General features: G+C 73.1%; 22 protein-coding genes. 6 read left to right on the forward strand and 16 right to left on the reverse strand.

Annotated features, from left to right (window positions below; genetic code table 11):
* Positions 1-48: 48 nt before the first annotated feature.
* The 4 genes from secG to gap all read right to left on the reverse strand — a co-directional run bounded on the left by secG (position 49) and on the right by gap (position 3509).
* Positions 49-291 carry a preprotein translocase subunit SecG gene (gene secG, locus FXF65_RS09945; RefSeq protein ID WP_148349394.1) on the reverse strand — a complete coding sequence of 81 codons (243 nt, stop codon included), beginning with the start codon at positions 289-291 and terminating at the stop codon, positions 49-51.
* 137 nt (positions 292-428) lie between these two features.
* Complete coding sequence (tpiA, locus tag FXF65_RS44470) at positions 429-1223, reverse strand: triose-phosphate isomerase (RefSeq protein WP_148349395.1); 795 nt, start codon at positions 1221-1223, stop codon at positions 429-431.
* A gap of 3 nt (positions 1224-1226) precedes the next feature.
* Complete coding sequence (locus FXF65_RS44475; RefSeq protein WP_148349396.1) at positions 1227-2414, reverse strand: phosphoglycerate kinase; 1188 nt, start codon at positions 2412-2414, stop codon at positions 1227-1229.
* A gap of 90 nt (positions 2415-2504) precedes the next feature.
* Positions 2505-3509 carry a type I glyceraldehyde-3-phosphate dehydrogenase gene (gene gap / locus FXF65_RS09960; protein ID WP_148349397.1) on the reverse strand — a complete coding sequence of 335 codons (1005 nt, stop codon included), beginning with the start codon at positions 3507-3509 and terminating at the stop codon, positions 2505-2507.
* A gap of 197 nt (positions 3510-3706) precedes the next feature.
* Here gap and FXF65_RS09965 point away from each other — a divergent pair, with 197 nt between their 5' ends.
* The 3 genes from FXF65_RS09965 to FXF65_RS09975 are packed head-to-tail and all read left to right on the forward strand — an operon-like array spanning position 3707 to position 6820.
* A complete protein-coding gene (locus tag FXF65_RS09965) occupies positions 3707-4393 on the forward strand; it encodes a hypothetical protein (protein ID WP_148349398.1) in 687 nt (228 codons plus the stop codon).
* Positions 4390-5649, forward strand: coding sequence for a hypothetical protein (locus FXF65_RS09970; RefSeq protein ID WP_148349399.1), 1260 nt, complete (start codon positions 4390-4392; stop codon positions 5647-5649). The genes FXF65_RS09965 and FXF65_RS09970 overlap by 4 nt, the downstream gene beginning before the upstream one ends.
* A complete protein-coding gene (locus FXF65_RS09975; RefSeq protein ID WP_148349400.1) occupies positions 5639-6820 on the forward strand; it encodes a hypothetical protein in 1182 nt (393 codons plus the stop codon). The genes FXF65_RS09970 and FXF65_RS09975 overlap by 11 nt, the downstream gene beginning before the upstream one ends.
* A gap of 206 nt (positions 6821-7026) precedes the next feature.
* Here FXF65_RS09975 and whiA read toward each other — a convergent pair whose 3' ends face one another.
* From whiA to FXF65_RS10015, 8 genes are all read right to left on the reverse strand, one after another.
* On the reverse strand, positions 7027-8007 hold the full coding sequence (gene whiA / locus FXF65_RS09980; RefSeq protein ID WP_148349401.1) for a DNA-binding protein WhiA: 981 nt from the start codon (positions 8005-8007) through the stop codon (positions 7027-7029).
* A 61-nt stretch (positions 8008-8068) separates the two neighbouring features.
* Positions 8069-9040: a gluconeogenesis factor YvcK family protein gene (locus tag FXF65_RS09985; protein WP_187412199.1), complete on the reverse strand. Its 972-nt coding sequence runs from the start codon at positions 9038-9040 to the stop codon at positions 8069-8071.
* A gap of 43 nt (positions 9041-9083) precedes the next feature.
* Positions 9084-9962 carry an RNase adapter RapZ gene (gene rapZ / locus FXF65_RS09990; RefSeq protein WP_067887154.1) on the reverse strand — a complete coding sequence of 293 codons (879 nt, stop codon included), beginning with the start codon at positions 9960-9962 and terminating at the stop codon, positions 9084-9086.
* A complete protein-coding gene (uvrC, locus tag FXF65_RS09995) occupies positions 9959-11950 on the reverse strand; it encodes an excinuclease ABC subunit UvrC (protein ID WP_148349402.1) in 1992 nt (663 codons plus the stop codon). The genes rapZ and uvrC overlap by 4 nt, the downstream gene beginning before the upstream one ends.
* 113 nt (positions 11951-12063) lie before the next feature.
* The gene (locus FXF65_RS45825) at positions 12064-12567 is read right to left on the reverse strand and encodes a Rieske (2Fe-2S) protein (protein WP_148349403.1); all 504 of its coding nucleotides are present in this window, start codon (positions 12565-12567) and stop codon (positions 12064-12066) included.
* A 100-nt stretch (positions 12568-12667) separates the two neighbouring features.
* The gene (locus FXF65_RS10005) at positions 12668-13090 is read right to left on the reverse strand and encodes a Rieske (2Fe-2S) protein (protein WP_148349404.1); all 423 of its coding nucleotides are present in this window, start codon (positions 13088-13090) and stop codon (positions 12668-12670) included.
* 47 nt (positions 13091-13137) lie between these two features.
* Complete coding sequence (gene uvrA, locus FXF65_RS10010) at positions 13138-15975, reverse strand: excinuclease ABC subunit UvrA (RefSeq protein ID WP_148349405.1); 2838 nt, start codon at positions 15973-15975, stop codon at positions 13138-13140.
* Between the two features lie 223 nt (positions 15976-16198).
* A complete protein-coding gene (locus tag FXF65_RS10015; protein WP_148349406.1) occupies positions 16199-16768 on the reverse strand; it encodes a TetR/AcrR family transcriptional regulator in 570 nt (189 codons plus the stop codon).
* Positions 16769-16853: 85 nt separating this feature from the next.
* On the opposite strand from FXF65_RS10015, the gene FXF65_RS10020 reads away from it, so the two are divergent.
* On the forward strand, positions 16854-17267 hold the full coding sequence (locus FXF65_RS10020; RefSeq protein WP_148349407.1) for a nuclear transport factor 2 family protein: 414 nt from the start codon (positions 16854-16856) through the stop codon (positions 17265-17267).
* A 1-nt stretch (position 17268) separates the two neighbouring features.
* Here FXF65_RS10020 and FXF65_RS10025 read toward each other — a convergent pair whose 3' ends face one another.
* The gene (locus tag FXF65_RS10025) at positions 17269-18060 is read right to left on the reverse strand and encodes an MBL fold metallo-hydrolase (protein WP_222868457.1); all 792 of its coding nucleotides are present in this window, start codon (positions 18058-18060) and stop codon (positions 17269-17271) included.
* 88 nt (positions 18061-18148) lie between these two features.
* Between FXF65_RS10025 and FXF65_RS10030 the strand changes: the two genes are divergently transcribed.
* Positions 18149-18880: a maleylpyruvate isomerase family mycothiol-dependent enzyme gene (locus tag FXF65_RS10030; RefSeq protein ID WP_148349409.1), complete on the forward strand. Its 732-nt coding sequence runs from the start codon at positions 18149-18151 to the stop codon at positions 18878-18880.
* A 15-nt stretch (positions 18881-18895) separates the two neighbouring features.
* Here the strand turns inward: FXF65_RS10030 and FXF65_RS10035 are convergent, their stop codons facing one another.
* The 3 genes from FXF65_RS10035 to FXF65_RS10045 all read right to left on the reverse strand — a co-directional run bounded on the left by FXF65_RS10035 (position 18896) and on the right by FXF65_RS10045 (position 24209).
* Entirely contained in the window at positions 18896-19609 is a 714-nt protein-coding gene (locus tag FXF65_RS10035) for a Crp/Fnr family transcriptional regulator (protein ID WP_148349410.1), read from the reverse strand.
* Positions 19610-19717: 108 nt separating this feature from the next.
* Positions 19718-23653: a tetratricopeptide repeat protein gene (locus tag FXF65_RS45830; RefSeq protein WP_148349411.1), complete on the reverse strand. Its 3936-nt coding sequence runs from the start codon at positions 23651-23653 to the stop codon at positions 19718-19720.
* 16 nt (positions 23654-23669) lie between these two features.
* Positions 23670-24209, reverse strand: a complete 540-nt coding sequence (locus FXF65_RS10045; RefSeq protein WP_148349412.1) for a hypothetical protein — start codon at positions 24207-24209, stop codon at positions 23670-23672.
* 182 nt (positions 24210-24391) lie between these two features.
* Between FXF65_RS10045 and FXF65_RS10050 the strand changes: the two genes are divergently transcribed.
* Positions 24392-25057 (forward strand): MBL fold metallo-hydrolase, encoded by a 666-nt coding sequence (locus tag FXF65_RS10050; RefSeq protein ID WP_148349413.1) that lies wholly within the window; start codon positions 24392-24394, stop codon positions 25055-25057.
* Positions 25058-25154: the final 97 nt, after the last annotated feature.

The following is a 25154-nucleotide window of genomic DNA, read 5'->3' on the forward strand; positions in this document are numbered from 1 at the left end:
GACCTCCTGGGACGGCGCGGCGTTCGCTTCATTGGTCGAACGGGTGGCTCAGCCGACGCCCTTGTGCTTGAACAGCAGGGCGAGCACGGCGATCGAGGCGAACCAGACCACCCCGACGCCGATCGTCAGCCGGTCGAGGTTGCGTTCCACGACCGACGACCCGCCGAGCGACGACGAGATGCCGCCGCCGAACATGTCGGACAGTCCCCCGCCCTTGCCCTTGTGCATAAGGACGAGGACGACCATCAGCAGGCTCGCGAGAATGAGCACGATCGACGTTGCGATGATCACGGTTCTTCAGCGCCTTGTCTCGTAGGTAAGGACCGAGGGTCTGGCCGGGCGGTTTACCCGTCAGCTACGAAGGGTACGACGGATGGCCCGCTGGTTCGGCAAGAACCCCCAGTTCACGCGGAATTGATCAGTTTTGCTCAGACGGGGAGATCCCGGTACCGGCAGATCTTGACGAATTCTCCCGGATCCAGGCTGGCACCACCGACCAGTGCGCCGTCCACGTCGTCCTGCGCCATGATCGCGGCGATGTTCCCGCCCTTGACCGAACCGCCGTACAGGATACGCACCTCGTCGGCCGATCCGCCGTCGTACAGCTCGGCGAGCCGCGTCCTGATCGCGGCGCAGACCTCCTGGGCGTCCTTCGGGGTGGCGGTCTCGCCGGTGCCGATCGCCCAGACCGGCTCGTAGGCGATCACCGTGCGGCGCACCTGGTCGGCGGGGATCTTCGCCAGCCCGCCGTCGAGCTGCGCGAGGACGTGGGCCACCTGCCCGCCCGCCTTCCGGACGTCGAGCCCCTCCCCCACGCACAGGATCGGGGAGATGTCGGCGGCCAGCGCGGCCCGCGCCTTGGCGTTGACGATCTCGTCGGTCTCGGCGTGGTACTGGCGGCGCTCGGAGTGCCCGACGACCGCGTACGAGCATTTCAGCTTGGCGAGCATCGACGCGGAGATCTCGCCGGTGTAGGCGCCGGACGCGTGCTGGGAGACGTCCTGCGCGCCGTACTGGATGCCGAGGCGGTCGGCGTCCACGAGCGTCTGCACCGACCGGATCGCCGTGAACGGCGGGATCACGGCGATGTCGACGGCGTCGTAGTCGGCCTCCTTGAGCGCGAACGCCATCTTCTGGACGAGCGCGATCGCCTCGAGGTGGTTGTTGTTCATCTTCCAGTTGCCGGCCATCAGCGGCTTGCGGGAAGGGGTCGCGGGGGCCATCGGTCAGTCCTCCAGGGCCTGCAGGCCGGGCAGCGTCTTGCCTTCGAGGTATTCGAGGCTGGCGCCGCCGCCGGTCGAGATGTGCGAGAAGGCGGCCTCGTCGAAGCCGAGCCGCCGGACGGCCGCGGCCGAGTCGCCGCCGCCGACCACGGTGAACGCGCCCGAGTCGATCAGGCCCTGCGCGACGGCGCGGGTGCCGTTCGCGTAGGGCTCCATCTCGAACACGCCCATGGGGCCGTTCCAGAAGATCGTCCGCGCGTCGGCGAGGCGCGCCGCGAACAGCTTGCCGGACTCGGGGCCGATGTCGAGGCCGAGCCGGTCGGCGGGGATCGCGTCCGCGGCGACGACGCCGTGGTCGGCGTCGGCGCTGAACGCGGTGGCCGCGACGATGTCGACGGGCAGGACGAACTCGACGCCCGTCTCCTCGGCCCGCCGCAGGTAGGCGCGGACGGTGTCGAGCTGGTCCTCCTCCAGGAGGCTCTCGCCGACCTCGTGGCCCTGCGCCTTCAGGAACGTGAACACCATGCCGCCGCCGACCAGGATGCGGTCGGCCTTGCCGAGCAGGCTGTCGATCACGCCGAGCTTGTCGGACACCTTCGACCCGCCGAGCGCGACCGCGTAGGGCCGCTCGACGTCCTCGGTGAGCCGTTTCAGCACCTCGACCTCGGCGGCGATCAGCCCGCCCGCCGCGTGCGGGAGCCGCCGCGGCACGTCGTACACGGACGCGTGCCTGCGGTGCACCGCGCCGAACCCGTCCCCGACGTAGAGGTCGGCGAGGTCGGCGAGGCGGTCGGCGAGGGCGCCGCGCTCGGCGTCGTCCTTGCTGGTCTCGCCGGGCTCGAAGCGCAGGTTCTCCAGCAGCGCGACGCCGCCGTCCGGGAGCGCGGCGGCGACGGCGCGGGCGGAGTCGCCGACGACGTCGGTCGCGAACGCCACGTCGGCGCGCAGCAGCTCGCCGAGCCGCGCAGCGACGGGTGCGAGCGACAGCTCCGGCCTGACCTGCCCCTTCGGGCGGCCGAGGTGGGCGCAGACGATGACCTTGGCGCCGCGCGTCCGGAGCGCCTCGATCGTCGGGAGGCTGGCCCTGATCCGCCCGTCGTCGGTGATGCTGCCGTCCTCCAGCGGGACGTTCAGGTCCGAGCGGACGAGGACGCGCCGTCCGGCGACGTCGAGGTCGTCAATGGTGCGCATCGGGATGCGGTGTCCTTCCGTACACGGGCGCGCCGTGGCCGCGCGGCGCGTGCTGGCGCGCGGGCGCGGCCACGGCGGGACGAGGGTCGGTCAGAGCTGCGAGCCGACGAGCTTGACGAGGTCGACGAGCCGGTTGGAGTAGCCCCACTCGTTGTCGTACCAGCCGACGACCTTCACCTGGTCGCCGATGACCTTGGTGAGCCCGGAGTCGAAGATGCAGGACGCCGGGTCGGTGACGATGTCGCTGGAGACGATCGGGTCCTCGGTGTAGGTGAGGTAGCCCTTGAGCGGCCCCTCGGCGGCGGCCTTGAACGCCTCGTTGACCTCCTCGGCCGTCACCTCGCGGGACAGCGTGGCGGTGAGGTCGGTGGCGGAGCCGGTCGGCACCGGGACGCGCAGCGCGTACCCGTCGAGCTTGCCGTTCAGCTCGGGCAGCACCAGGCCGATCGCCTTCGCGGCGCCGGTCGAGGTCGGCACGACGTTGATCGCGGCGGCGCGGGCGCGGCGCAGGTCCTTGTGCGGGGCGTCCTGGAGGTTCTGGTCCTGCGTGTAGGCGTGGATCGTCGTCATCAGGCCCTTCTCGATGACGAAGCTGTCGTGCAGCACCTTCGCGAGCGGGGCCAGGCAGTTCGTGGTGCAGGACGCGTTGGAGATCACCGTGTGGTTCGCCGGGTCGTACTTGTCCTCGTTGACGCCGAGGACGACGGTGAGGTCCTCGTTCTTGGCCGGCGCGGAGATGATCACCTTCTTCGCGCCGTTGTCGGCGTGCACCTTCGCCTTCTTGGCGTCGGTGAAGAAACCGGTGGACTCGACGACGATGTCGGCGCCGACGTCGCTCCACTTCAGGTTGGCGGGGTCGCGCTCCTCGAACGCCTTGATCGACCTGCCGCCGACCACGATCTCGCTCTCGGTGGCGCGCACCTCTTCGGGGAAGCGGCCGAGGATGCTGTCGTACTTCAGCAACTGGGCGAGCGTGGCGTTGTCGGTCAGGTCGTTGACCGCCACGATCTCGATGTCGGCCCCCGACGCCTTCACGGCCCGGTAGAAGTTGCGGCCGATCCGGCCGAACCCGTTGATGCCTACTCGGATGGTCACGGAACGGCTCTCCTCGCACGTGGTGTCGCCCGGTGTCAGCCGGACTGTCGGCAACGGTCATCCGGGGTTCTCCCCCGCCTTCGACCCTATCCAATGACCCGCCGGTAGCCGGACACGGGCGGCGCGGGAAATCACGCGCGCGGCGGCGCTCGCCCCGGTCGGAGGCGTCCCGGCGGAGATCACTACACTCCCGGTCCATGCGGCGCGGATGGTCGGTTCTCGGGATATCGACGCTGATCTGCGTGATACCGTCCGCGCCCGCCGCCGCGGCGCCCGCCGACGCGCCGTCCCGCGCGGACCACCTCGCCGCCGCGCTGCGCCGCGACCCCGTCTACGTCACCGACCATTCGCCGCGGTCGGTGCCCGCCGACGCGGCGGCGCGGATCAGGGCGTCCGTCGCCCGGCTCGGCGGCCCGGTCTACGTCGCGGTCACGCCGACGACCGGCGTCGGCCCGTGGAACCCCGGCGACTCCCTGGCGGCGCTGCTGCACGACCGGATGCGCCGGGACGGCGTCTACATCGTGATCGCCCCGAGGGGCGGCGACGGGGAGGCGCGCCAGTTCGGCGCCGGACGGCGGCTCCCGCTGAAGGACGCCTGGCTGGCCGCCGAGTTCGAATCCTCGTCCGACGCGAGCGCCCCCGACGTGATCGCGCGGTTCGTGGACATCGCCCTGTCCGGTCAGGCCGAGGAGCGGCGCAGGCACCCGCGTCCCGCGCCGAGGTCGAAGACCCGCGTCGCGCTGGACGCCTACGACGCCGCCGACCGCCGCGCCGACCGCGCCGAGAAGGCCGCGTTCGGCGGCGGCGCGGCGCTCACCGGCCTCCCGATCCTCGCCCTGCTGGTCGGATTCCGCGTCCGCCGCGCGCGGAAGGCACGCCGGTGAAACGAGCCGTCCACGCGTTGATCGCCGCGTTGGTCGCTTTCCTGGTCGCGTGGCCGCCGACGCCCGCCGCCGCGGACATCCCGCCATACGCCTACCACCGCCTGGACCGCGTCGCCGCCGCCCTCGCCCACGACCCGCTGTTCGTCGACCCCGACCTCGCCGCCGCCCTCGACGAGCACGAACGCGCCGAGGTCCGCACGGCGCTGCGCGGGACGTCGACGCGCCTGGGCACGCCCGTGTACGTCGTCGTGATCCCGAACCCGATCGACTCGGAGTCGCAGGGACGCGACGACGCCTTCCTGTTCGCCCTGCACGACCGCTCGCACCGCGACGGCCTCTACCTGATGGCGGGGGCCTACGGGCACCTGGAGTCGGAGGCGTTCGGCGTTCCGCGCGACTACGACCCGTTCGACGCGGAGAACCTGGGCGGGTCGCGTCCGGCCGACCGCGACCGCCCGTTCGACGGGCTCGCGGAACGGCTGGCCAAGCGCCTGGACGGCTACGCGGCCGCGCCCTCGGCGTCCCCGACCATGCCGAGGCTGTACTCCAGCCCGGACCCGTTCGGCCAGGAGGACACGCTCAGACCGCGTGAGGCCGACCGCGCGGCGCCGTTCATCACCGGCCTGATCCTCGTCGGACCGATCACCGCCGGAACGCTCTACTGTGCCGTGCTCGGCGTCCTGGCCCTGGTCCGCCGCCGGAGACGGGCCGCGGAGCGCCTCTGGGCGCCGACCGAACCCGGCATGCGCGACCTGCGCCGCCACGCGGCCGCGGAACTCGCCCGCCTGCGCGACCGGCTCACCGAAGCCGAAACCGATCAAGGACGGGCCTACGCCGTGTCCGCCTTCGACGCGGCGCAGATCCTCTACGACGACGCCGAGGACGACGAGGAGCGCGCCGTCGACCTGGTCGGCGTGATCGTCCTGGCCCGTCAGGGACGAGCCGCGCTCGCCGGGCGCTTCACGACCCCGCCGCCACCGTGCCTGGTCAACCCTCTGCACGGGGACTCGGTCGTCCTACGGAAGGCGAAGGCCCTGGACGTCGACCGCGTCCTGCCCGCCCGATGCCCCCTCTGCGGCCCGTGCCGCGACCTCCACCAGCAGAACAGGCTGAGGGAGCGGCACCTTCTCCGGGTCCCCGGCCCGGACGGCCCGCGCCGCCACACCGCGGTTCCCGGCGTCTGGCGGGACACGGCGTGGGGCGCCCGCGACAGGAACGTCCTCCCCCGTGTGATGAGGTACCTCGGTGTCGACTGAACCCTCCCCCGGCGAACGGCTCGCCGCGGCCCTGCGGCGCTTCCCGATCTACGTCGACCCGTCCCTGGCATCGGCACTCCCCACGGCCGAGCAGCGCAGACTCGCCGCCAAGTTCCGGACGGCCCCCGCGCCCATCTACGTGGTGCTCGTCCCACTGGTGAAGGGCGGCACCTGGACGGACGCCGACCAACTGGCCACGGTCGTCCACGACCGCCTGGGCCGGGACGGCATCTTCATCACCTTCCACGACGCCACCGAGGACCTCACGGCCCGCGAGTGGGGCGGCGACCACCAGGCCCGCAAGGCCGCCTGGGCCGTCACCCTGGACCGCGCGATGGACGACCAGCCGCTCACAGCCCGCCTGTCCCGCGTCGTCGACCTGATCGTCTCGGGCACCGCCGTACGCGAGTACGACCGCGTCAGCGCCGAGATCGACAAACGCGCCGCCCGCCGCGAGCCCCACTCCTCGGACGACGGCGACCTGACGGTCCCCCTCACCGCGGCACTGGCGGGGGCCGCCATCGCGGGCGCCGCCGGTTTCATGGTCTGGCGACACCACCGAATGAGGTCCGTCCACCGGGAGGGCAACGGCCTCCTCCTACCCCGCACGGTGTTCACGACGGCGAACCGCGCGAACGAGGACCAACTCCGCGAGCAGGCGTCCCGCGAGGTGGTCGCGTTCGGCGAACTCCTGGACGAGACGACCGTCCCGACAAAGGACGAGCGCACCCGAACCCTGATGACCAGAGCACTCGACGCCTACCAGGCCGCAGGCAAGACCCTGGACGCCGCCCAGGGCGTCCCCGACCTGGCAGGCGTCCTGGTTCTCCTGGACCAGGGCCGCGACGCGCTCGCCTCCGCCGAGTCCGTCGCGAAGGGCGGCCCGGAGATCCCGCCGGTCCCCCTCTGCTTCTTCAACCCGCTCCACGGCGACGCCACGGCAAGGATCGACTGGCGCCCCCTGGGCTCCCGCGACCGCCTCCGCGTCCGCACCTGCCGCCCCTGCGCCCAGAAGACCCGCGACAAAAAACTCCCCGACGTCCTAATGGACACCGAAAACGGCCGCGAAGCCCCCTACTACGAAATAGACCCGGAAAAAAGCGTCTGGTCCCAAACGGGTTACGGCCAACTACGCGAGGACCTGATCGAAAGAATCCAAAGAGGCGACTAACCCCTCGAACTCCCTCGACGAGACCTCAGCGGGAGACCACGGGCAGGGCCGCGGAGCGAGCGCCAGCGAGCGCAGCGGCCATGCCCGCCGACGCAGGCGACCACAGCGACGCCACACAAACCGCAACAGGCACAAAAACCAGAAACGGCGCCGCGAGGATCGCCTGCGTCGCAACGGGGGGATTGGGGGGTCGGCCCCCCAGTAGATTACGGCGCCAGCATGTCCGCCGTCAGGTTCGCCTCTGTTCCCGGAATTCCCTGGTCTCCCGCGCGTTTGTCGGCCATGGCGAGGAGGCGGCGGATTCGTCCGGCGATGGCGTCCTTGGTGAGGGGCGGGTCGGCGAGCTGGCCGAGTTCCTCCAGGGACGCCTGCTTGTGCTCCAGGCGGAGCCGTCCGGCGTTGACGAGGTGCTCGGGGGCGTCGTCGCCGAGGATCTCCAGGGCGCGGGCGACGCGGGCTCCGGCGGCGACGGCGGCGCGGGCGGAGCGGCGGAGGTTGGCGTCGTCGAAGTTGGCGAGCCGGTTGGCGGTGGCGCGGACCTCGCGGCGCATCCGGCGCTCCTCCCAGGCGAGGACGCTGTCGTGGGCGCCGAGCCGGGTGAGGAGTGCGCTGATGGCGTCGCCGTCCCGGACGACGACGCGGTCGACGCCGCGGACCTCGCGGGCCTTGGCGTGGATCTTGAGGCGGCGGGCGGCGCCGACGAGGGCGAGCGCCGCCTCGGGGCCGGGGCAGGTCACCTCCATCGACATGGACCGGCCGGGCTCGGTGAGGGAGCCGTGCGCGAGGAACGCGCCGCGCCACGCGGACTCGGCGTCGCAGGCGGCGCCCGCGACGACGTGCCGGGGCAGCCCGCGGACGGGCCGCCCGTTGTTGTCGATCAGGCCGGTCTGCCGGGCGAGCGACTCGCCGTCCCGGAAGACGCGGACGACGTACCGGTTGCCCTTGCGCAGTCCGCTCGGCGCGAGCACGACGACCTCGGAGGTGTGCCCGAACACCTCCGCGATGTCCTTGATCAGGCGCCGTGCCGCGACCCCGGTGTCGATCTCGGCCTCGATCACGATCCGCCCGCTGACCAGGTGCAGCCCCCCCGCGAACCGCAGCAGCGTCGAGACCTCGGCCTTGCGGCAGCACGGCTTCATGATCGTGAGCCTGCTCAGCTCGTCCTTGACCACACCGGTCATCGCCATCTGTTGACCCCTCCCCCTATCGGACTTCCAGCAGTCTGGCCGATCCCGGCCGCGCCGGACCTCACTGGCTGAAAATATGTACGAAGGCTTGGGCCAGTCGGGCCGGTTCATGACGCGGCGACCCGTCGTCGGCGGCCACGTCGGCGAGGACGAGCCGCCCGCCGAGCTCCTGGGCCGCCTTGTCGAGGGCGGCCTGGTCGTCCACGATGCCGCCGTCGGCGAGGACGACGTCCACCGTCAGGTCGGGGGCGTGGGCGCGCAGGACCTCCAGGTGGGTCTGCGGGGAGAAGTCGTCGGTCTCGCCGGGCTGCGGCGCGAGGTTCAGCGCGACGACGCGGCGGGCGCGGCAGGAGACGAGGGCGCGGGCCAGCGCCGGGACCTTCAGGTGCGGCAGGACGCTGGTGAACCAGGAGCCGGGGCCGAACACGATCCAGTCGGCGTCCTCGACGGCGGCGAGCGCCTCCGGGCAGGCGGGCGGGTCGGCCGGGACGAGCGACACCCCGAGCACACCGCCGGGCGTCTTCGCGCACGCGACCTGCCCTTTGACGTGCGTGATCTCGTCGGGGCGGCACGGGTCGGCGCCGCGCACCTCGGCGACGATGTCCATCGGGACGGCCGCCATCGGCAGGACCCGGCCGTGCGCGCCGAGCAGCCGTCCGACCCAGTCGAGTCCGGCGACGGTCGAGCCGGGCGCGTCCCCGCCGAGCAGCTCCCAGAGCGCGACGATGAGGAGGTTGCCGACGGCGTGCCCCTGCAGGTCGCCCTCGCTGCGGAACCGGTGCTGGACGACGTCGCGCCAGGTCTGGCCCCACTCGTCGTCGCCGCACAGGGCGGCGAGCGCCATGCGCAGGTCGCCGGGCGGCAGCACGCCGAGCTCGCGGCGCAGCCGGCCGCTGGAGCCGCCGTCGTCGGCGACGGTGACGACCGCGGTCAGCCGGTCGGTGACGCGGCGCAGCGCCGACAGCGAGGCGTACAGGCCGTGGCCGCCGCCGAGCGCGACGACCTTCGGTCCGCCGGTCTCCACCGTGCCGATCGCCTCCTCCTCCGGGGTCCCGCGCGGAGCCCCGCCGGGAAGGTCACTCGCGGCCGAGGTCACGGTGGGCGACCTGCACCTCGATGCCCTCGTCCCGCAGCCGCGCGGCGATCTGTTCCGCCATGGCCACACTACGGTGTTTGCCGCCGGTACATCCCACGGCGAGGGTCACGTAGTGCTTGCCCTCGCGCTCGTAGCCGTCGGCGAGGAGCCGCAGGACGTCGGTGTAGGAGTCCAGGAACTCCTTCGCGCCGCGCTGTCCGAGCACGTAGTCGCGGACGGCGGCGTCGCGGCCCGTCTTCGGGCGCAGCTCCGGCACCCAGTGCGGGTTCGGCAGGAACCGGCAGTCGACGACGAGGTCGGCATCGACGGGCAAGCCGTACTTGTATCCGAACGACACGACGGTGGCGCGCAGGCTGGACTCGCCGGTGTCGTTGCCGAAGAACCCGATGATCTTGTTGCGCAGCTCGTGCACGTTGAGCCCGCTCGTGTCGATCACCAGGTCCGCCTCGGCGCGGACCTCGCGGACGAGCTCCCGCTCCCGCGCGATGCCGTCGACGAGGCGGCCGTCGCCCTGCAGCGGATGCGGCCGCCGGACGCTCTCGAACCGGCGCACCAGGTCGGCGTCGTTCGCCTCCAGGAACACCACCCGCGGGTGGACGCCGCGCGCCTCGAGCTCGGCGATCGAGGAGTGCAGGTCCTCGGTGAACGCGCGGCTGCGCACGTCGACGACGACGGCGATGCGGGGCACCGCGTCCTTCACCCGGCCGCCGAGGTCGGCCATCGTCGCCAGCAGGCCCGGCGGCAGGTTGTCGACCACGAACCAGTCGAGGTCTTCGAGTGACTTGGCCGCGGTGCTGCGGCCGGCCCCGGACATACCGGTGACTATCACGATGTCCGGGATCTTCGTCTCGCTGGTCATGACCGTCTCCCCGTGTGCTCCCCGTCGCCGCCAGTCCCCGTGCCGCCGCCCGCGCCGCCGCGCGGCGGGGCGCCGTGCAGCGCGGCGACGATGCTCTCCGCGCTGCGCATGCCGATCCCCGGGACCTCGGCGACCTGCTCGGGCGTCGCGTCCTTCAGCCGCTTCAGCGAGCCGAAGTGCTTCAGCAGCGCCGCGCGCCGCGCCGGGCCCAGACCCGGAACGTTATCGAGTTCGCTCACCGTCATGGACCTCGACCGCCGCTGCCGGTGGAAGGTGATGGCGAACCGGTGCGCCTCGTCCCGCACCCGCTGGACGAGGAACATCCCCTCGCTGTTGCGCGGCAGGATCACCGGGTCGGCGTCGCCGGGCAGCCAGATCTCCTCCAGCCGCTTGGCGATCCCGCAGACGGCGATGTCGTCGACGCCGAGCTCGTCCAGGGCGCGCTGCGCGGCGGCGACCTGCGGCGGGCCGCCGTCGACGAGCACCAGATTGGGCGGGTAGGCGAACTTGCGCGGCCTGCCGGTCTCCGGGTCGATCGGCTGGTGCGCGCCCTCTTCGTCCGGGTCGCCCAAGTGGTCCAGCTCGCCCATCTTCTCGCTCTCGGCGAGGTAGCGCTTGAACCTGCGGGTGATGACCTCGTGGATGGAGCGGACGTCGTCCTGCCCCTGGACGGCCTTGATCGTGAACCGGCGGTACTCGCTCTTGCGGGCGAGCCCGTCCTCGAACACGACCATGGACGCGACCACGTCGCTGCCCTGCAGGTTGGACACGTCGTAGCACTCGATGCGCAGCGGCGCGTCGTCGAGTTCGAGGGCGTCCTGGATCTCCTGGAGGGCGCGGCTGCGGGTCGTCAGGTCGGAGGCGCGGCGCGTCTTGTGCTGCTTGAGCGCCTCGTGCGCGTTGCGCGCCACCGTCTCCAGCAGGGCCTTCTTGTCGCCGCGCTGCGGGACGCGCAGCCGGACCGGCCCGCCGCGCTGCTCCTCCAGCAGCTCGGTCATCGCGCCCTCCTCCGGCGGCAGGGCCGGGACGAGCACCTCCCGCGGCACCGATTCGCTCTCGCTGTAGATCTGGATGAGGAAGTTCTCGACGAGGTCGGCGGTGGTGACGTCCTCGACCTTGTCGACGACCCAGCCGCGCTGCCCGCGGATGCGCCCGGCGCGCACGTAGAAGACCTGGACGGCGGCCTCCAGCTCGTCCTCCGCGAAGGCGATCATGTCGCAGTCGGTGCGGTCGGGCAGGACGACGGCCTGCTTCTCCAGCGCCCGTTCCAGCGCGCGGACGTCGTCGCGGAGCCGAGCGGCGCGCTCGTACTCCTGCGACGCGGCGGCCTCGCGCATGTCGCGTTCGAGGCGCTTGATGAACCGGGACGTGTTGCCCGCCATGAAGTCGCAGAAGTCCTCGGCGAGGAGGCGGTGCTCGTCCGGGGAGACGCGGCCGACGCAGGGCGCCGAGCACTTGCCGATGTAGCCGAGCAGGCAGGGCCGGTCGAGCTGGTGCTGCCGCTTGAACACGCCCGCGCTGCACGTCCGGACCGGGAACACGCGCAGGAGCCGGTCGACCGTCTCGCGGATCGCCCACGCGTGGGAGTACGGCCCGAAATAGCGCACGCCCTTCCGCTTCGCGCCCCGCATCACCATCACCCTCGGGAAATCCTCGTTCAGGGTGACGGCGAGGTAGGGATACGACTTGTCGTCCCGGTAACGGACGTTGAACCGCGGGTCGAACTCCTTGATCCAGGAGTACTCCAGCTGGAGGGCCTCGACCTCGGTGGAGACGACCGTCCAGTCGACGCGGGCGGCGGTCTGCACCATCGTCTGCGTGCGGGGATGCAGCGCGGAGAAGTCGGCGAAGTAGGAGTTGAGCCGCTGCCGCAGGCTCTTGGCCTTCCCCACGTAGATGACCCGGCCGTGCTCGTCGCGGAACCGGTACACCCCTGGGGACTCGGGGATGGAGCCGGGTGCGGGTCGGTAGGTCGCCGGATCTGCCACGTTCAGAAGCCTAGTAGCCGCCACCGACACACCGCGCCGGACGACGGGCCGGACGACGGGCCGGACGACGGGCCGGGCCGTCGTGGAGGGCCCGGCCGCCGTCCCCGCGCCGCTCAGGCGAGCGTGATCTTCCCGCCCTGGACGGTGATGCGCTTCTCCTCCAGCGGCTCGTCCGCGGGCGGGTTCGCCACCGAGCCGTCCGCGATCTTGAACTTGCTGCCGTGGCAGGGGCAGTTGATCGTGCCGCCCGACACCGAGCCGACGTCGCAGCCCCGGTGCGTGCACTTGGACGAGTACGCCTTGAACTCGCCCTGCGTGGGCTGGCAGACCACGACCTTCGCGTCCTTGAACACCTTGCCCCCGCCGACCGGGATCTCGGCCGCCGACCCGAGCGCCGTGCCCCCGCCGCCCTGCCGGCCGCCGCTCGCGCCCCCGTTCCCGCCGCCGCCGGAGCCGCCCGCCTCGTCGTCCCCCGACCCGCCGCACGCGGCGGCGAGCCCGGCGATCCCCGCGAGCCCCGCTCCGACGAGAAGCCCTCTGCGCGTGCCGCCCCCGGCCGGTGCGTCCTGCGGCGCCCGCCCGGGCTCGTCAACCTGCGTCTCGGACTCCTGTGGCATTGCCGTCCTCCCGGTGACATCTCGGTTCCCGTCAGTCACCGTGAGAACGTACGACCGAAGCAGATGGTTCAATTCGGAACCACATCGGCGGGCGGGACGCTCAGGTGACGACGATCCCGCCGTCCCTGACCTGCACCGGGTACTCGGTCAGCGCCCGGTCGGCCGGACCGCGCTGCACCGACCCGTCGGCGATCTTGAACTCGCTGCCGTGGCAGGGACACTTGATCAGTCCGCCGGAGACGCTCCCGACCGTGCACCCCTGGTGCGTGCACACCGCCGTGAACGCCTTGAACGACCCCTGGGTCGGCTGCGTCACGACGACCTTCTCGGCCCCGTTGATCTTGCCGCCGCCGACCGGCACGTCCGCGACCTTGGCGACCTCCTTGCCCTTGAGGTCGCCCGCGGACTTCTCCTCGCCCCCGCCGCCGCACCCGGCGAGCACGGCGACCCCCAGGATCCCGCCCCCGCACAACAGGCCCCGCCGCCCGACTCCCCCGCCCCCGGACACCACTTCATCACTCATGCCCCCATGATCCTGGACGGGAGCCGGACCGCTGGGACGGGGGCGGGCTAGGCGAGGATTTTCTTGAGGAACTGGCCGGTGTGGCTGGCTTCGATGGCGGCGATGTCCTCCGGCGTGCCGGTGGCTACTACGGTGCCGCCGCGGGAGCCGCCTTCGGGGCCCATGTCGATGATCCAGTCGGCGGTCTTGATGACGTCGAGGTTGTGCTCGATGACGATCACCGTGTTGCCCTTGTCGACCAGGCCGTTGAGGACGCCGAGGAGCTTGTTGATGTCCTCGAAGTGGAGGCCGGTGGTCGGCTCGTCCAGGACGTAGATGGTGCGTCCGGTGGAGCGCTTCTGCAGTTCGGAGGCCAGCTTGACGCGCTGCGCCTCGCCGCCGGACAGGGTCGGCGCGGGCTGCCCCAGCCGGACGTACCCGAGCCCGACGTCGTTGAGCGTCTTCAGGTGCCGGTGGATCGCGGTGACGGGCTCGAAGAAGGTCGTGGCCTGCTCGATCGGCATGTCGAGCACCTCGGAGATCGTCTTGCCCTTGTAGTGGACCTCCAGGGTCTCCCGGTTGTAGCGGGCGCCGTGGCAGACCTCGCACGGGACGTAGACGTCCGGCAGGAAGTTCATCTCGATCTTGATGGTGCCGTCGCCGGAGCAGTTCTCGCAGCGCCCGCCCTTGACGTTGAAGGAGAACCGGCCCGGCTGGTAGCCGCGCACCTTCGCCTCGGTGGTCTGCGCGAACAGCTTGCGGATGTGGTCGAACACGCCGGTGTAGGTCGCCGGGTTGGACCGCGGGGTGCGGCCGATCGGCGACTGGTCGACGTGGACGACCTTGTCGAGCTGGTCGACGCCGTTGACCCGCTTGTGCTTGCCGGGGACGGTCCTCGCCCCGTTCAGCTTCTTCGCCAGCGAGCTGTACAGGATGTCGTTGACCAGCGTGGACTTGCCGGAGCCCGACACGCCGGTGACGGCGGTGAGCACGCCGAGCGGGAACGCCACGTCGACGTCGCGCAGGTTGTTCTGCTGGGCGCCCTTGACGGTGACCTCGCGGCCCTTGGTGCGCGGCCGCCGGATCTCCGGGACGGCGATCGCGCGCCGCCCGTCCAGGTACGCCCCGGTCAGCGACCGCTCGGACCGCTTCAGGTCGTCGACGGTGCCGGACACGACGATCTCGCCGCCGTGCTCGCCCGCCCGCGGGCCGATGTCGACGACCCAGTCGGCGGCGGCGATGGTGTCCTCGTCGTGCTCGACGACGATCAGCGTGTTGCCCATGTCGCGCAGCCGGAGCAGCGTCTCCAGCAGGCGGTGGTTGTCGCGCTGGTGCAGGCCGATGGACGGCTCGTCCAGCACGTAGAGGACGCCGACCAGCCCGGAGCCGATCTGCGTGGCGAGCCGGATGCGCTGCGCCTCGCCGCCCGCCAGCGTGGCGGACGCGCGGTCGAGCGTGAGGTAGTCGAGGCCGACGTCCAGCAGGAACCCGAGCCGGGCGTTGATCTCCTTGAGGACGCGCTCGGCGATGTGCGTCTCGCGCTCGTTCAGGTCGAGGGCGAGCAGGAACTTCGCGGCCTCGCCGATCGGCAGCGCGGCGACCTCGGCGATCGACATCCCGCCCATGGTGACGGCCAGCACGACCGGCTTGAGCCGGGCGCCCTCGCACGTCGGGCACGGGATCTCGCGCATGTAGCCCTCGAACTTCTCCCGGCTGGTGTCGCTCTCGGACTCGGCGTGCCTGCGCTGGATGTACGGGATGACGCCTTCGTAGGCGGTGTAGTACGACCTCGTCCGGCCGTAGCGGTTCTTGTAGCGGACGTGGACCTGCGTCTCGTGCCCGTTCAGGATTGCCTTGCGCGCCTTGGCGGGCAGCTTCTCCCACGGGGTGTTGAGGTCGAAGCCCATCGCGTCGCCCAGCGCGGAAAGCAGGCGCAGGAAGTAGTCGCTCACGTGCCCGTTCGACCACGGCTGGATCGCGCCCTCGCCGAGGCTGAGCTCGACGTCCGGCACGACGAGCTCCGGGTCGACCTCCATGCGCGTGCCGAGACCGGTGCAGTCGGGGCAGGCCCCGTAGGGCGAGTTGAACGAGAACGAGCGGGGCTCGAGCTCTTCGAACGACAGGTCGTCGTAGGGGCAGTAGAGGTGCTCGGAGTACATCCGGGTGCGCTGCTCGTCGCCTTCGGGCAGGTCGACGAAGTCGAGGACGATCGTGCCGCCCGCGAGGCCGAGCGCCGTCTCCACCGAGTCGGCGAGCCGCTGCCGCGCCGAGTCCTTCACGGAGAGCCGGTCGACCACGACGGAGACGTCGTGCTTCTCCTGCTTCTTGAGCTTGGGCGGGTCGTCGAGGCGGACGGTCTGCCCGTCGACCAGCGCCCGCGAGTAGCCCTTCGACTGCAGCTCGCGGAACAGCTCCAGGTACTCGCCCTTGCGCCCGCGGATGACGGGCGCGAGCACCTGGAAGCGGGTGCCCGGCTCAAGCTCCAGCACCCGGTCGACGATCTGCTGCGGCGCCTGCCTGCTGATCGGACGGCCGCACTCGGGACAGTGCGGGTGCCCGATCCGCGCGTAGAGCAGCCGCAGGTAGTCGTAGACCTCGGTGATCGTGCCGACCGTCGACCGCGGGTTCTTGCTGGTCGACTTCTGGTCGATCGACACCGCCGGGGACAGGCCCTCGATGAAGTCGACGTCGGGCTTGTCCATCTGCCCGAGGAACTGCCGGGCGTAGGCCGACAGCGACTCCACGTACCGGCGCTGCCCCTCCGCGAAGATCGTGTCGAAGGCCAGGCTCGACTTCCCGGAACCGGACAGACCGGTGAACACGATCATGGCGTCCCGCGGCAGGTCGAGCGAGACGTCCTTCAGGTTGTGCTCGCGTGCTCCACGCACGATGAGTCGGTCATGCACGGCGTTGTTCCGGTTCCTCTTCTGGCGCGACGGCGGGTGGAGACATGTCGGTCTCAAGGCTAGCCAGGGGGTACGACAGAATCCCCCGAGTGAGTAACAGCGCCGGTCCCCGGCGCATTTCACGATGCTCCCCGCCCGTCCCCGGAGGTCCGGGCGGCACTACCGCACCGTACACGTGTTCGAACAGTGCCCGCCACCGAAACCCCGCTCCGAACGGCTCCGGTCAGGAGTCCCCGCGCGGGCGGAGGGCGTCGAGGACGAGGGTCAGCGTGCGACGGCGAAGGTCGGCGGACCAACCGGCGGCCAGCGCGCCGTGGGCGGTGGCGGTGACCAGGGCCATCACCTCGTCCAGACGGGCGTCCGGGCGGGCCGTGCCGACTTCCTGGGCGGCGGCCAGGAGGGCGCCGAACGCCTGCGTGAGGGCCTTGATCTGCTCGCCGGGCTCGACGGCCGTGCCCTCCTCTGCGAGGGCGCCGACGACGGTCCCGATCTCGGCCGAGCTCTCCACCAGGTAGGTGAAGTAGTCGAAGAAGGCGGTGGCGGGGTCGCCGTCCGCGATGAGGGCCTCCGCCCGGTCGACGAGCCGCCGCCGGAGCAGCTTCATGATCGCGGCGAGCAGGTCCCGCTTGGTCGGGAAGTGGCGGAAGACCGTCCCGACGGCGACGCCCGCGCGGGACGCGACCTCCTCGGTGGACGCCGAGGCGCCGCGCTCGGCGAAGACCTCCTCGGCGGCGGCGAGGATGCGGGCGCGGTTGCGGCGGGCGTCGGCGCGCATGGGCCTGCTCGGTGTCATTCGTCCGTCCGTTGACAAGATGAGTCGCGACTCATATTTTGCAAGATGAGTCCTAGCTCATCTTAGTCGCGACCGGAGGCACGCCATGTCCACGTCCACGCCGGGTCCCCGGGAGCTGTTCGAGCGGTTCCAGCGCAACGCCCTCGAAGGGCGGGCCGGGCTGGACGAGGAGATGCTGGCCGAGGACGTCGTGGTCGAGATGCCGTTCGCGCCCGGCGGCGCCGGGCGGCGCGCGGAGGGACGCGCGGCCGTCGCGGCCCGGCTGCGCGAGGGGCGCGCGGCGCTGCCCGTCGTTTTCGAGGAGTTCCGGGACGTGGTGATCCACGAGACCGCCGACCCGGAGGTGATCGTCGCGGAGTACGAGATCGTGGCCTCGGTCCCGGCGACGGGCAGGCGGGCGTCGGCGAACTTCGTCGCGGTGGTCCGGGCCAGGGGCGGGCGGGTCGTCCGCTGGCGCGAGTACCAGGACCACGCGGCGATCGCCGCGGCCTTGGCGTGAGTCACTCGTCGTCGAGCGCGAAGGACAGGTAGCGGTCGGCGGAGCGGCGGACGGCCTCCTTGCCGTCGGTGTAGACGATCTTCCTCCACCAGCCGCCGTAGACGCGGTCGAAGTCGTAGGGCTCCAGCAGCCGCAGGGCGCGGCGCACCGTCCGCGGGCGCTCCGGGATGAAGTTCGGGTACGAGTACATGAAGCTCAGCCAGTCGCGGTCGTTGACGACCTGGAGGATGTCGCCGGAGAACACGGCGCGTCCGTCCCGCCAGTGCAGGACCTGCCCGCCCGCGAAGTGGACGCCCGCGTTGACCAGCGTGAGGCCGTCGGCCAGCTCGTGGGTGTCGCCCTCCCAGTAGACGACCGCGTCGTCGGGGCGGGCCACCCACCGCCGGTCGGCGGCGTGGATGTAGACGGGCGCGTCGAACGCGTGCGCCCACTCGATCATGCTGCCGTAGAAGTGCGGATGGCTGATCGCGATGGCGGAGATCCCGCCCAGCTCGTTCACCTCGCGGACCATGGCGTCGTCCAGGTGCGTGGTCGCGTCCCAGAGGACGTTGCCGGACGGCGCCCGCACCAGCAGGGCCCGCTGCCCGATCGCGGTGGGCGGCTCGGCGCCGATCCCGACGACGTCCGGGCCCTCCTCGGCGATGCGGCCGCGGTGGTCGGCGCGCAGGGCCGCAAGGCTCGTCCAGCGCTGGCCGTCCCAGCCGACGTACTGCCGCTCGTCCTCGCAGATCGGGCAGTCCGGACGGGCCTCGCCGTACTGGACGCCGCAGGTCACGCAGATGGGTAGCTCCATGATCGCCATTCTGTGGCATCGGGCGCGGCCGGTGCGACAGGATGGAGGCCCGTTCGATGAAGTTGGGGGCGCCATGGCCTGGGAAGAGATGATCGATCGGCTGGATGCGGGCGCGGCGCGCGTCGTCGCCACGCTGTCCGGACTCGGCGACCAGGACATGCGCGCCCCGTCCGCGCTGCCCGGCTGGAGCCGCGGCCACGTCGCGACGCACGTCGCGCGCAACGCCGACTCGCTCTGGAACCTGCTCGAATGGGCGCGGACGGGTGTCGAGGTCCCGCAGTACCCGAGCGTGGACGCCCGCAACGCCGACGTCGAGGCGGGCGCCGGACGCGACCGGGACGCGCTGGTCGAGGACGTCCGGGCGACGGCGGCGCGGCTGTCCGAGCAGGCGCGGACGCTGCCCGACGCCGCCTGGGACGCGACCGTCAAGGCGATGGCGGGCTTCGCGCATCCGGCCTGGTACACGCTGTACCGGCGGTGGAACGAGGTGGAGGCCCACCACGTCGACCTCGCCGCCGGGTACGGGCCCGCCGACTGGCCCGAGCCGTACGTCCGGTGGGCGCTCGGCGCGACGCTCGCCGACGTCGCCGCGCTGCCGCCGAAGCTGCGCGGCGAGCTGGAGGGGCACCGGATCACCGCGACCGACTACGGCGAGTCCGCCGACCTCGGCAGGCCGCCGGGCGGGCCGGAGGCGTCCGGGTCGGGGCGGGCGGTGCTCGGCTGGCTGTCCGGCCGCTCGGACGGCGCCGGGGTGAGCCTGCGCCCGGATGGCCCGCTGCCCGTCCCGCCGCCCTGGCCGCACGAGCCCGCGCGTTTCTGAACCCGCGCGGCGCGGTCAGTCGGCGTCGTGGCCCGCCAGGCGGTGCAGGGCGTCCACCGAGCGGACGACGATCGAGCCGCGCGCCACGGTGAGCCCGCCGCGGACCGGCTCGGCGGCGAGGATCTGCGCGACCTTCCGGCGGCCCATCCCGGCCCAGCGGCCGAGGTCCTGCTGGGACAGCGGGACGCGTACCTCGACGCCGTCCACCGGGGCCGGCCCCTCGGCCGCCCCGTCGGGGCGGTCCTCCTTGACGGGCGCGCCGAACCGGGCGACGAGGCGGAGCAGCCGTCCGGCGAGGCGGCGCTCCGGGGCGTCGGGGAAGTGCGCGAGGCGCAGCTCGTCGGAGTCGCGGAGCCGCCCGGCGAGGACGGCGGCGACGGCCCACACCGCGCCGGGATGCGCGTCGAGGACGCGGCGGAACCGCGGGGCGGGCAGCACCAGCGCCTCCACCCGGGTGAGCGCCTCGGCGTTGGCGTGCCGGACGCCGCCGTCCGCGGCCTCGACCTCGCCGACCAGGTCGCCGGGGCCGAGGACGTCCAGGATCGCGGTCTCGCCGTCCCGGTCCGCCCACACCTTGACCGCCCCGGCGCGCAGCACGAACACCTGGGACGCGCGGGTGTGCTCGCGGGTCAGGAACGCGCCCGGCCTGATCACCACCGGGGCGCCCGCGTCCCGCAGCGCCGCCCGTGCGCGCGGGGGCAGCGCGTCCCAGAAGGGGGTGGTCTCCATCCGGCCTCCTCCGCCGCGGGCGGGGGCACGGTCCCGCAGATCCGTTCGATGATCTCGTGCCCCATGGCCCAGTGAACGCGGCCCCGGGCCGGCGGACTACGTCTTTCGTCACATGTCGAGGGAGCCGTCCGCTTCGAGCCAGCTGTCGAGGGCGCGGACGCGGCGGACGCAGTCGGCCGCCGCCACGTGGTCGCCGAGCGCGAGGTGGGAGTCGCGCAGCAGCTCCAGCGCCTGCCGCAGGCCGCGCTGGTCGTCCATGTCGCGGCGGACGACGATCTCGGCGTTGACGTGCTCGACCGCGCGGGCGTGCTTGCCGAGCAGCCGGCACGCGCGGGCCATGGTGTGCAGCGAGTACGCCTGCTCGCGGGTGTCGCCGAGCTCGGTGGCGAGGTCGAGGGCGCGGCGCCCGGCGTCCAGGGCGTCGTCGGCGCGGCCGAGGTCGAGGTGGATCGCGGCGAGGTGGACGAGCGCCGTCCCCTCGCTGTGCCGGTCGCCGACCTCGCCGAGGTACTGGAGCGCCTCCAGTTCGCGTTCGAGGGCCTCTTCGGGACGTCCGGCGCGGCGCAGCACGGCGGCGAGGGTGTCCATGCCGACGCCGAGGCCGTACCAGTCGCCGCCCTCCCGGCGGATCTTCAGCGCCTGCCGGGCGGCGCGCTCGGCGTCCTCGGGCAGGCCGAGCCGCGAGTAGGTGCGGGCGAGGCTGCCGAGCGTCCCGGCCATGCCGCCCTGCGCGCCGAGCCGGTGCCACAGGTCGAGGGCCTCCAGGCCGAGGACGAACGCCTCCCGGTGCCGGCCGAGCCGCCGCATCGCGACCGACAGGTGCTCCAGGTCGTTGGCCTCGCCGTGCTGGTCGCCGATCTCGCGGCGGATCTCCAGGGCGCGCAGCAGGTGCTCGCGCGCCTCCCGGTAGCGGCCGAGCCGCCAGTGCACGATCCCGATCTGCGAGAGCGCCTCCGCCTCGCCGTGCCGGTCGCTGGTCTCGCGGTGCAGCCGCAGCGCCTGCCCGCAGTAGGTGAACGCCTCGGCGAACTTCGCGGCGTCGCACATCAGCATGCCGAGCGTGGTCAGCGCGCGGGCCTCGCCGTGCCGCGCGCCCACGGCGCGGTAGGTGCGCAGGGCCTGCTCGGCGTCCTGCTGGGCCATGTCGCGCAGGCCGAGCGCGGCGTTCATGCGGGCCAGCTCCGTCAGCGCCTGCGCCGCGCCGTGCATGTCGGCGAGCTCCTGCCGGATGTAGAGGGCCTCCAGCGCGTGCGACACCGCCTCGTGGACGTTCCCCTGCCGCCGGTGGACCTGCGCGACGGTGAGCAGCGTCTCGGCCACGCCCGGCTCGTCGTCGATCAGCCGCCGCGCGCCGAGCGCCTCGGCGGCGTGCGCGAGCGCGGCCTCGTAGTCGCCGAGCCCGAGGCAGGCGCGGGCGAGGGTGTCGTGGGCCCGCGCCACGCCCGCCTCGCCGCCGCCGCCTCCCCTTTGGAGTTCCCGGTGGATGGCGAGGGAGCGGCGCGCGTGCTCGATGCCCGTCAGGTAGCGGCCGAGCGCCACGTGCACGTCGGCGAGGGTGGCGAGCGCGGCGGCCTGCCCGTACCGGTTCGGCGGGGCGACGGCGCGGAACCCGCGGCGCGCGTCCTCGCCGTACCCGATGGCCTGGACGGAGTCGCCCAGCTCGAAGTGCGCGATCGCCAGGTTGTGCAGCATGACGGCGGCGGCCGCCCAGTCCTCCTCGGTGCGGGCCGCGTGCAGGCCCGCCTGGTGGACGGCGATGTTGTCCTCGCTGTAGCGGCGGAACTCCTGGAAGTCGAACAGGGCGTCGGCGAGCTCCCAGCACGTCCGGTGCAGGCCGAGCCGGGCCGCCTGGTGGACGGCGGCGACCAGGTTCCGCCGCTCGGACTCGAACCAGGCGAGCGCGGCGGCCCGCTCGTCCCCGGCGGGCGGCCGCTCCCGGCGCTCGCCCCGGTGCACGGCCGGGCGGGGTCGCCCGGCGAGCGCCGCGCCCGCCGCCCGGGCGTCGGCGAGGTAGCCCGCGAGCAGCCGCCGCTGCGCCGCCTGGAGCTCGCCGTCGGAGTCCTCGCGCAGGCCGCGCCGGCGGGCGAAGTCGCGGAGCAGGTCGTGCATCCGGTAGCGGCCGGGCCCGACGTCGTGCACCAGGTACGCCTGCCGCAGCCCCTCCAGGCACTCGCTCGCCTCGGCGACGGTGCGGTCCTGGAGGGCGGCGAGCGCGGACGCCGTGAAGTCCGGGCCCGCGACCAGGCCGAGGCGGCGGAACGCCTCCCGCTGGTCGCGGCGCAGGCTCCGGTAGGCGACGTCGAACGTCGGGCTGAGCACGGCGTCCAGGCCCGGTCCGGACGCGCCGTGCGCGGCGCTCTCGGCGAGGCCCGCCCCGGCGATGCCCTCGCCGTAGGGCGGCGCGTCGCCGCCGTCCCGCGCGGCCAGCTCCCGGACGGTCGCCGCGATCGACTCGCCCGGGTTCTCCGCCAGCCGGCCCGCCATGACGCCGAGCGCCAGCGGCAGGTGCCCGCACTCGCGGGCCAGCCGGACGACGGCGCGGTCCTCGTCGCGGACGCGGGCGTCGCCCGGCCCGAGCACGTTGGAGATCAGGTCGACGGCCTCCTGCGTCGCCATCTCGCGCAGCTCCAGCGTCCGGACGTCGGCGCCCTCCAGCAGCGCGGGCAGCCGCCGCCGGCTCGTCACCACCACCAGCCCGGACGTCGCGGCCGCGAGCAGCGGCCTGATCTGCTCCGGCCGCGCCGCGTTGTCGAGGATCAGCAGCATCCGCCGGTCGGCGAGCAGCGACCGGCACTGCGCGGCGAGCTCGGCCTCGGCGCGCGGGAGCTGGTCGCCGGGCACGCCCGCGGCGCGCAGCACCTGCCCCATCGCCTCCGCCGGGGTGACCGAGCCGCGGGCCGTGCCGCGCAGGTCGGCGAACAGGACGCCGTCCGGGAACCGGTCGACGACCCGGTGCGCCCAGTGCACCGCGAGCGTGGTCTTGCCGACCCCGGCCATCCCCTGGACGATCACCGCGCGCGGCCACTGCGACTGGCCGACCAGCAGGTCGAGCTTGCCGAGGCTGATCATCCGGCCCGCGAAGTAGGGGTTGTCGGCGGGCAGCCGCACGACCCGCGCCGGACGCTCCGCGGCCCGGCCGCCCGCGCGGCCGCCCGGCCGCCCGCCGGCCCGGCCGTCCTCGAGGCGGACCGGCTGGCGCGCGGCGATCCCCGCGTCCCCCTCCGGCTCGGGACGCGCCGGGGCCGGGGCCGCCTCCGCCTCGGCGGCGGGCCACTCGTCCCCCCACGGGCTCGCGGCGAGGCGCAGGCGCTCGACGTCGAGGACGGTCAGCGGCCGCGGCCGCCGGTCGAGGATGCCCCGCGTCCGCCACAGCCGGAACCAGCGGACGAGCGTCTCCCGCGAGATCCCCGCCCAGTTCGCGAGCTCCGCCTGGCTCAGCCGCAGCGGGATCCGGACGCCCTGCCCCGGCGCGGGCTCGCCGAACCGGTGGACGAGCTCCAGCAGGTGGTAGGCGAGCCGCTGCGGATGGTCGGCGGCCCGCACCGCGTGCCGCCGCCCGCCGAACGTCACGCTCTCCGCGAGCGCGTGCATCATCGCCTCGGCGACCTGCGGGCTCGCGGCGAGCAGGCTGCGGAACTTGCGGCGGTCCACGCGCAGCGCCGCGACGTGGTCGAGCGCGGCGACCGTGCCGCGCTGCGGATGCCCCCACGGGCCGAGGACGCCGACGAGGTCCCCCGCGCCGAACAGGTCGATGATCGACTCGTCGCCGTCGCTGGAGTCGACGAACTCCTTGGCGACCGCGTTGCTCGCCGCCCGCGGCGACGCCTTGAACACCACGTACACGGCGGGCGCGACCGACCCCTGGTGGCACAGCATGCCGCCGGGCGGGATGTCGGTGCGCCGCCCCATCGCGCGCAGCGCCTGCCGGTCGGTCGGGGCGAGCCGCGCCCAGAAGCTGCCCGGCCGGACGTCCAGGCTGAAACGCGGGGCCGCGCCGCCGTCCCGGCCGTCGTCGAGGCCGTGGTCGAGGCCGTGGTCGATCACCCGGTCATCCCTCCCGTCACGTCATCGACGCCGCCAGCGTCCAGAACAGGAACAGCACCGACGTCGCCGCCGACCACGCGACGGCCTGCCAGGACAGCTCGCCGCAGCGGTGCGCCGCCGAGAGCAGCCGGCGCAGCTCGGCGTCGCGGACGCGGGCGTCCAGCGCGGTCGCGGAGCCGAACGGCGTCCACGGCGCGGACGGGTCGAGCGGCGCGCCGGTCCGGCCGCGGACCCCGGCGAGCACGGTCAGCAGCGTCCGCCGGGACCGGACCGCGTAGCCCGCGGACACGGCGAACGAAGCGGCGAGGACCGGCAGCAGCGCCAGCGCGGCGAACCCCGGCGTCCCGGCCGCGAGCCGGGACGCGGTCCCGGCCAGCACCAGCGCGAGGAAGACCGCCGCGACGGCGGAGTCCCGGCCGCAGAGCCGGACCAGCGTGCAGGCGTGCTGGAGCAGCTCCTCCGGCCGCTCCCCGGCGGCCCGCTCCTCGCTCACGCACTCCTTGTCCGGCTTGTCCCGGTCCGGGCCGGGACGGAACGCGATCACCAAACCTTTCACCGTCCTCCCGCATGTCCTGATCTTTCCACGTCCATGGTGCGCCGGTGGGGAAAGGATTTCCGTCCCAGGGCGCACGGTTCGGTTGCGTCTGGTGACGCATCCAGGCTGAGGCACCGGGCGGCGGGCCGGGCGCGGCGGCCGATGATGGAAGATGGTCTCCGCACCAGCGACGGGGAGGACCCATGACCTACACCGGGAACGTCGAAGTCGGCGGCAGGCCCGACGTCCGGGAGCTGCCCGGCCTGCGGGTCACGAAGGTGGCGGTCGGGCCGTACGACAACAACGCCTACATCCTGCGCTGCACCGCGACCGGGGAGCAGCTGCTGATCGACGCGGCGAACGAGGCGTCCCGGCTGCTGGAGCTGATCGGCGACGGCCCGCTGGCGCGCATCGTCACCACGCACCGCCACCAGGACCACTGGCAGGCGCTGAGCGAGGTGGCGCGGGCGACCGGCGCGCCCGTCGTCGCCCACCCCCGGGACGCCGAGCCGCTGCCCGAGCCCGTCGCCGAACTCGTCGAGGACGGCGCGAAGGTCCGCGTCGGGCGGGCCACGCTCGACGTCATCCACCTGCGCGGGCACACGCCCGGCTCGATCGCGCTGCTGTACGACGCGGGCGGCGAGCTGGCCGACCGCCCGCACCTGTTCACCGGCGACAGCCTGTTCCCCGGCGGCGTCGGCAACACCTGGGGCGACCCGACGCGCTTCCGGCGGCTTCTGGCCGACGTCGAGGAGCGCGTGTTCGACCGGCTCCCGGACGGCACCTGGTTCTACCCCGGCCACGGCAAGGACTCGACGCTCGGCCGCGAGCGCCCCTCGATCCCCCAGTGGCGCGACCGGGGCTGGTGACACCGAAGGTCACCGCCCGGACCACCGGAACAATCCCACCCGGGCCACCGGAACAAGCGGACCGGGGCGTTCGTTGGCCAAAGCACTCGACACGGGG

This window comes from Actinomadura syzygii (assembly GCF_008085905.1).
Classification (GTDB): domain Bacteria; phylum Actinomycetota; class Actinomycetes; order Streptosporangiales; family Streptosporangiaceae; genus Spirillospora; species Spirillospora syzygii.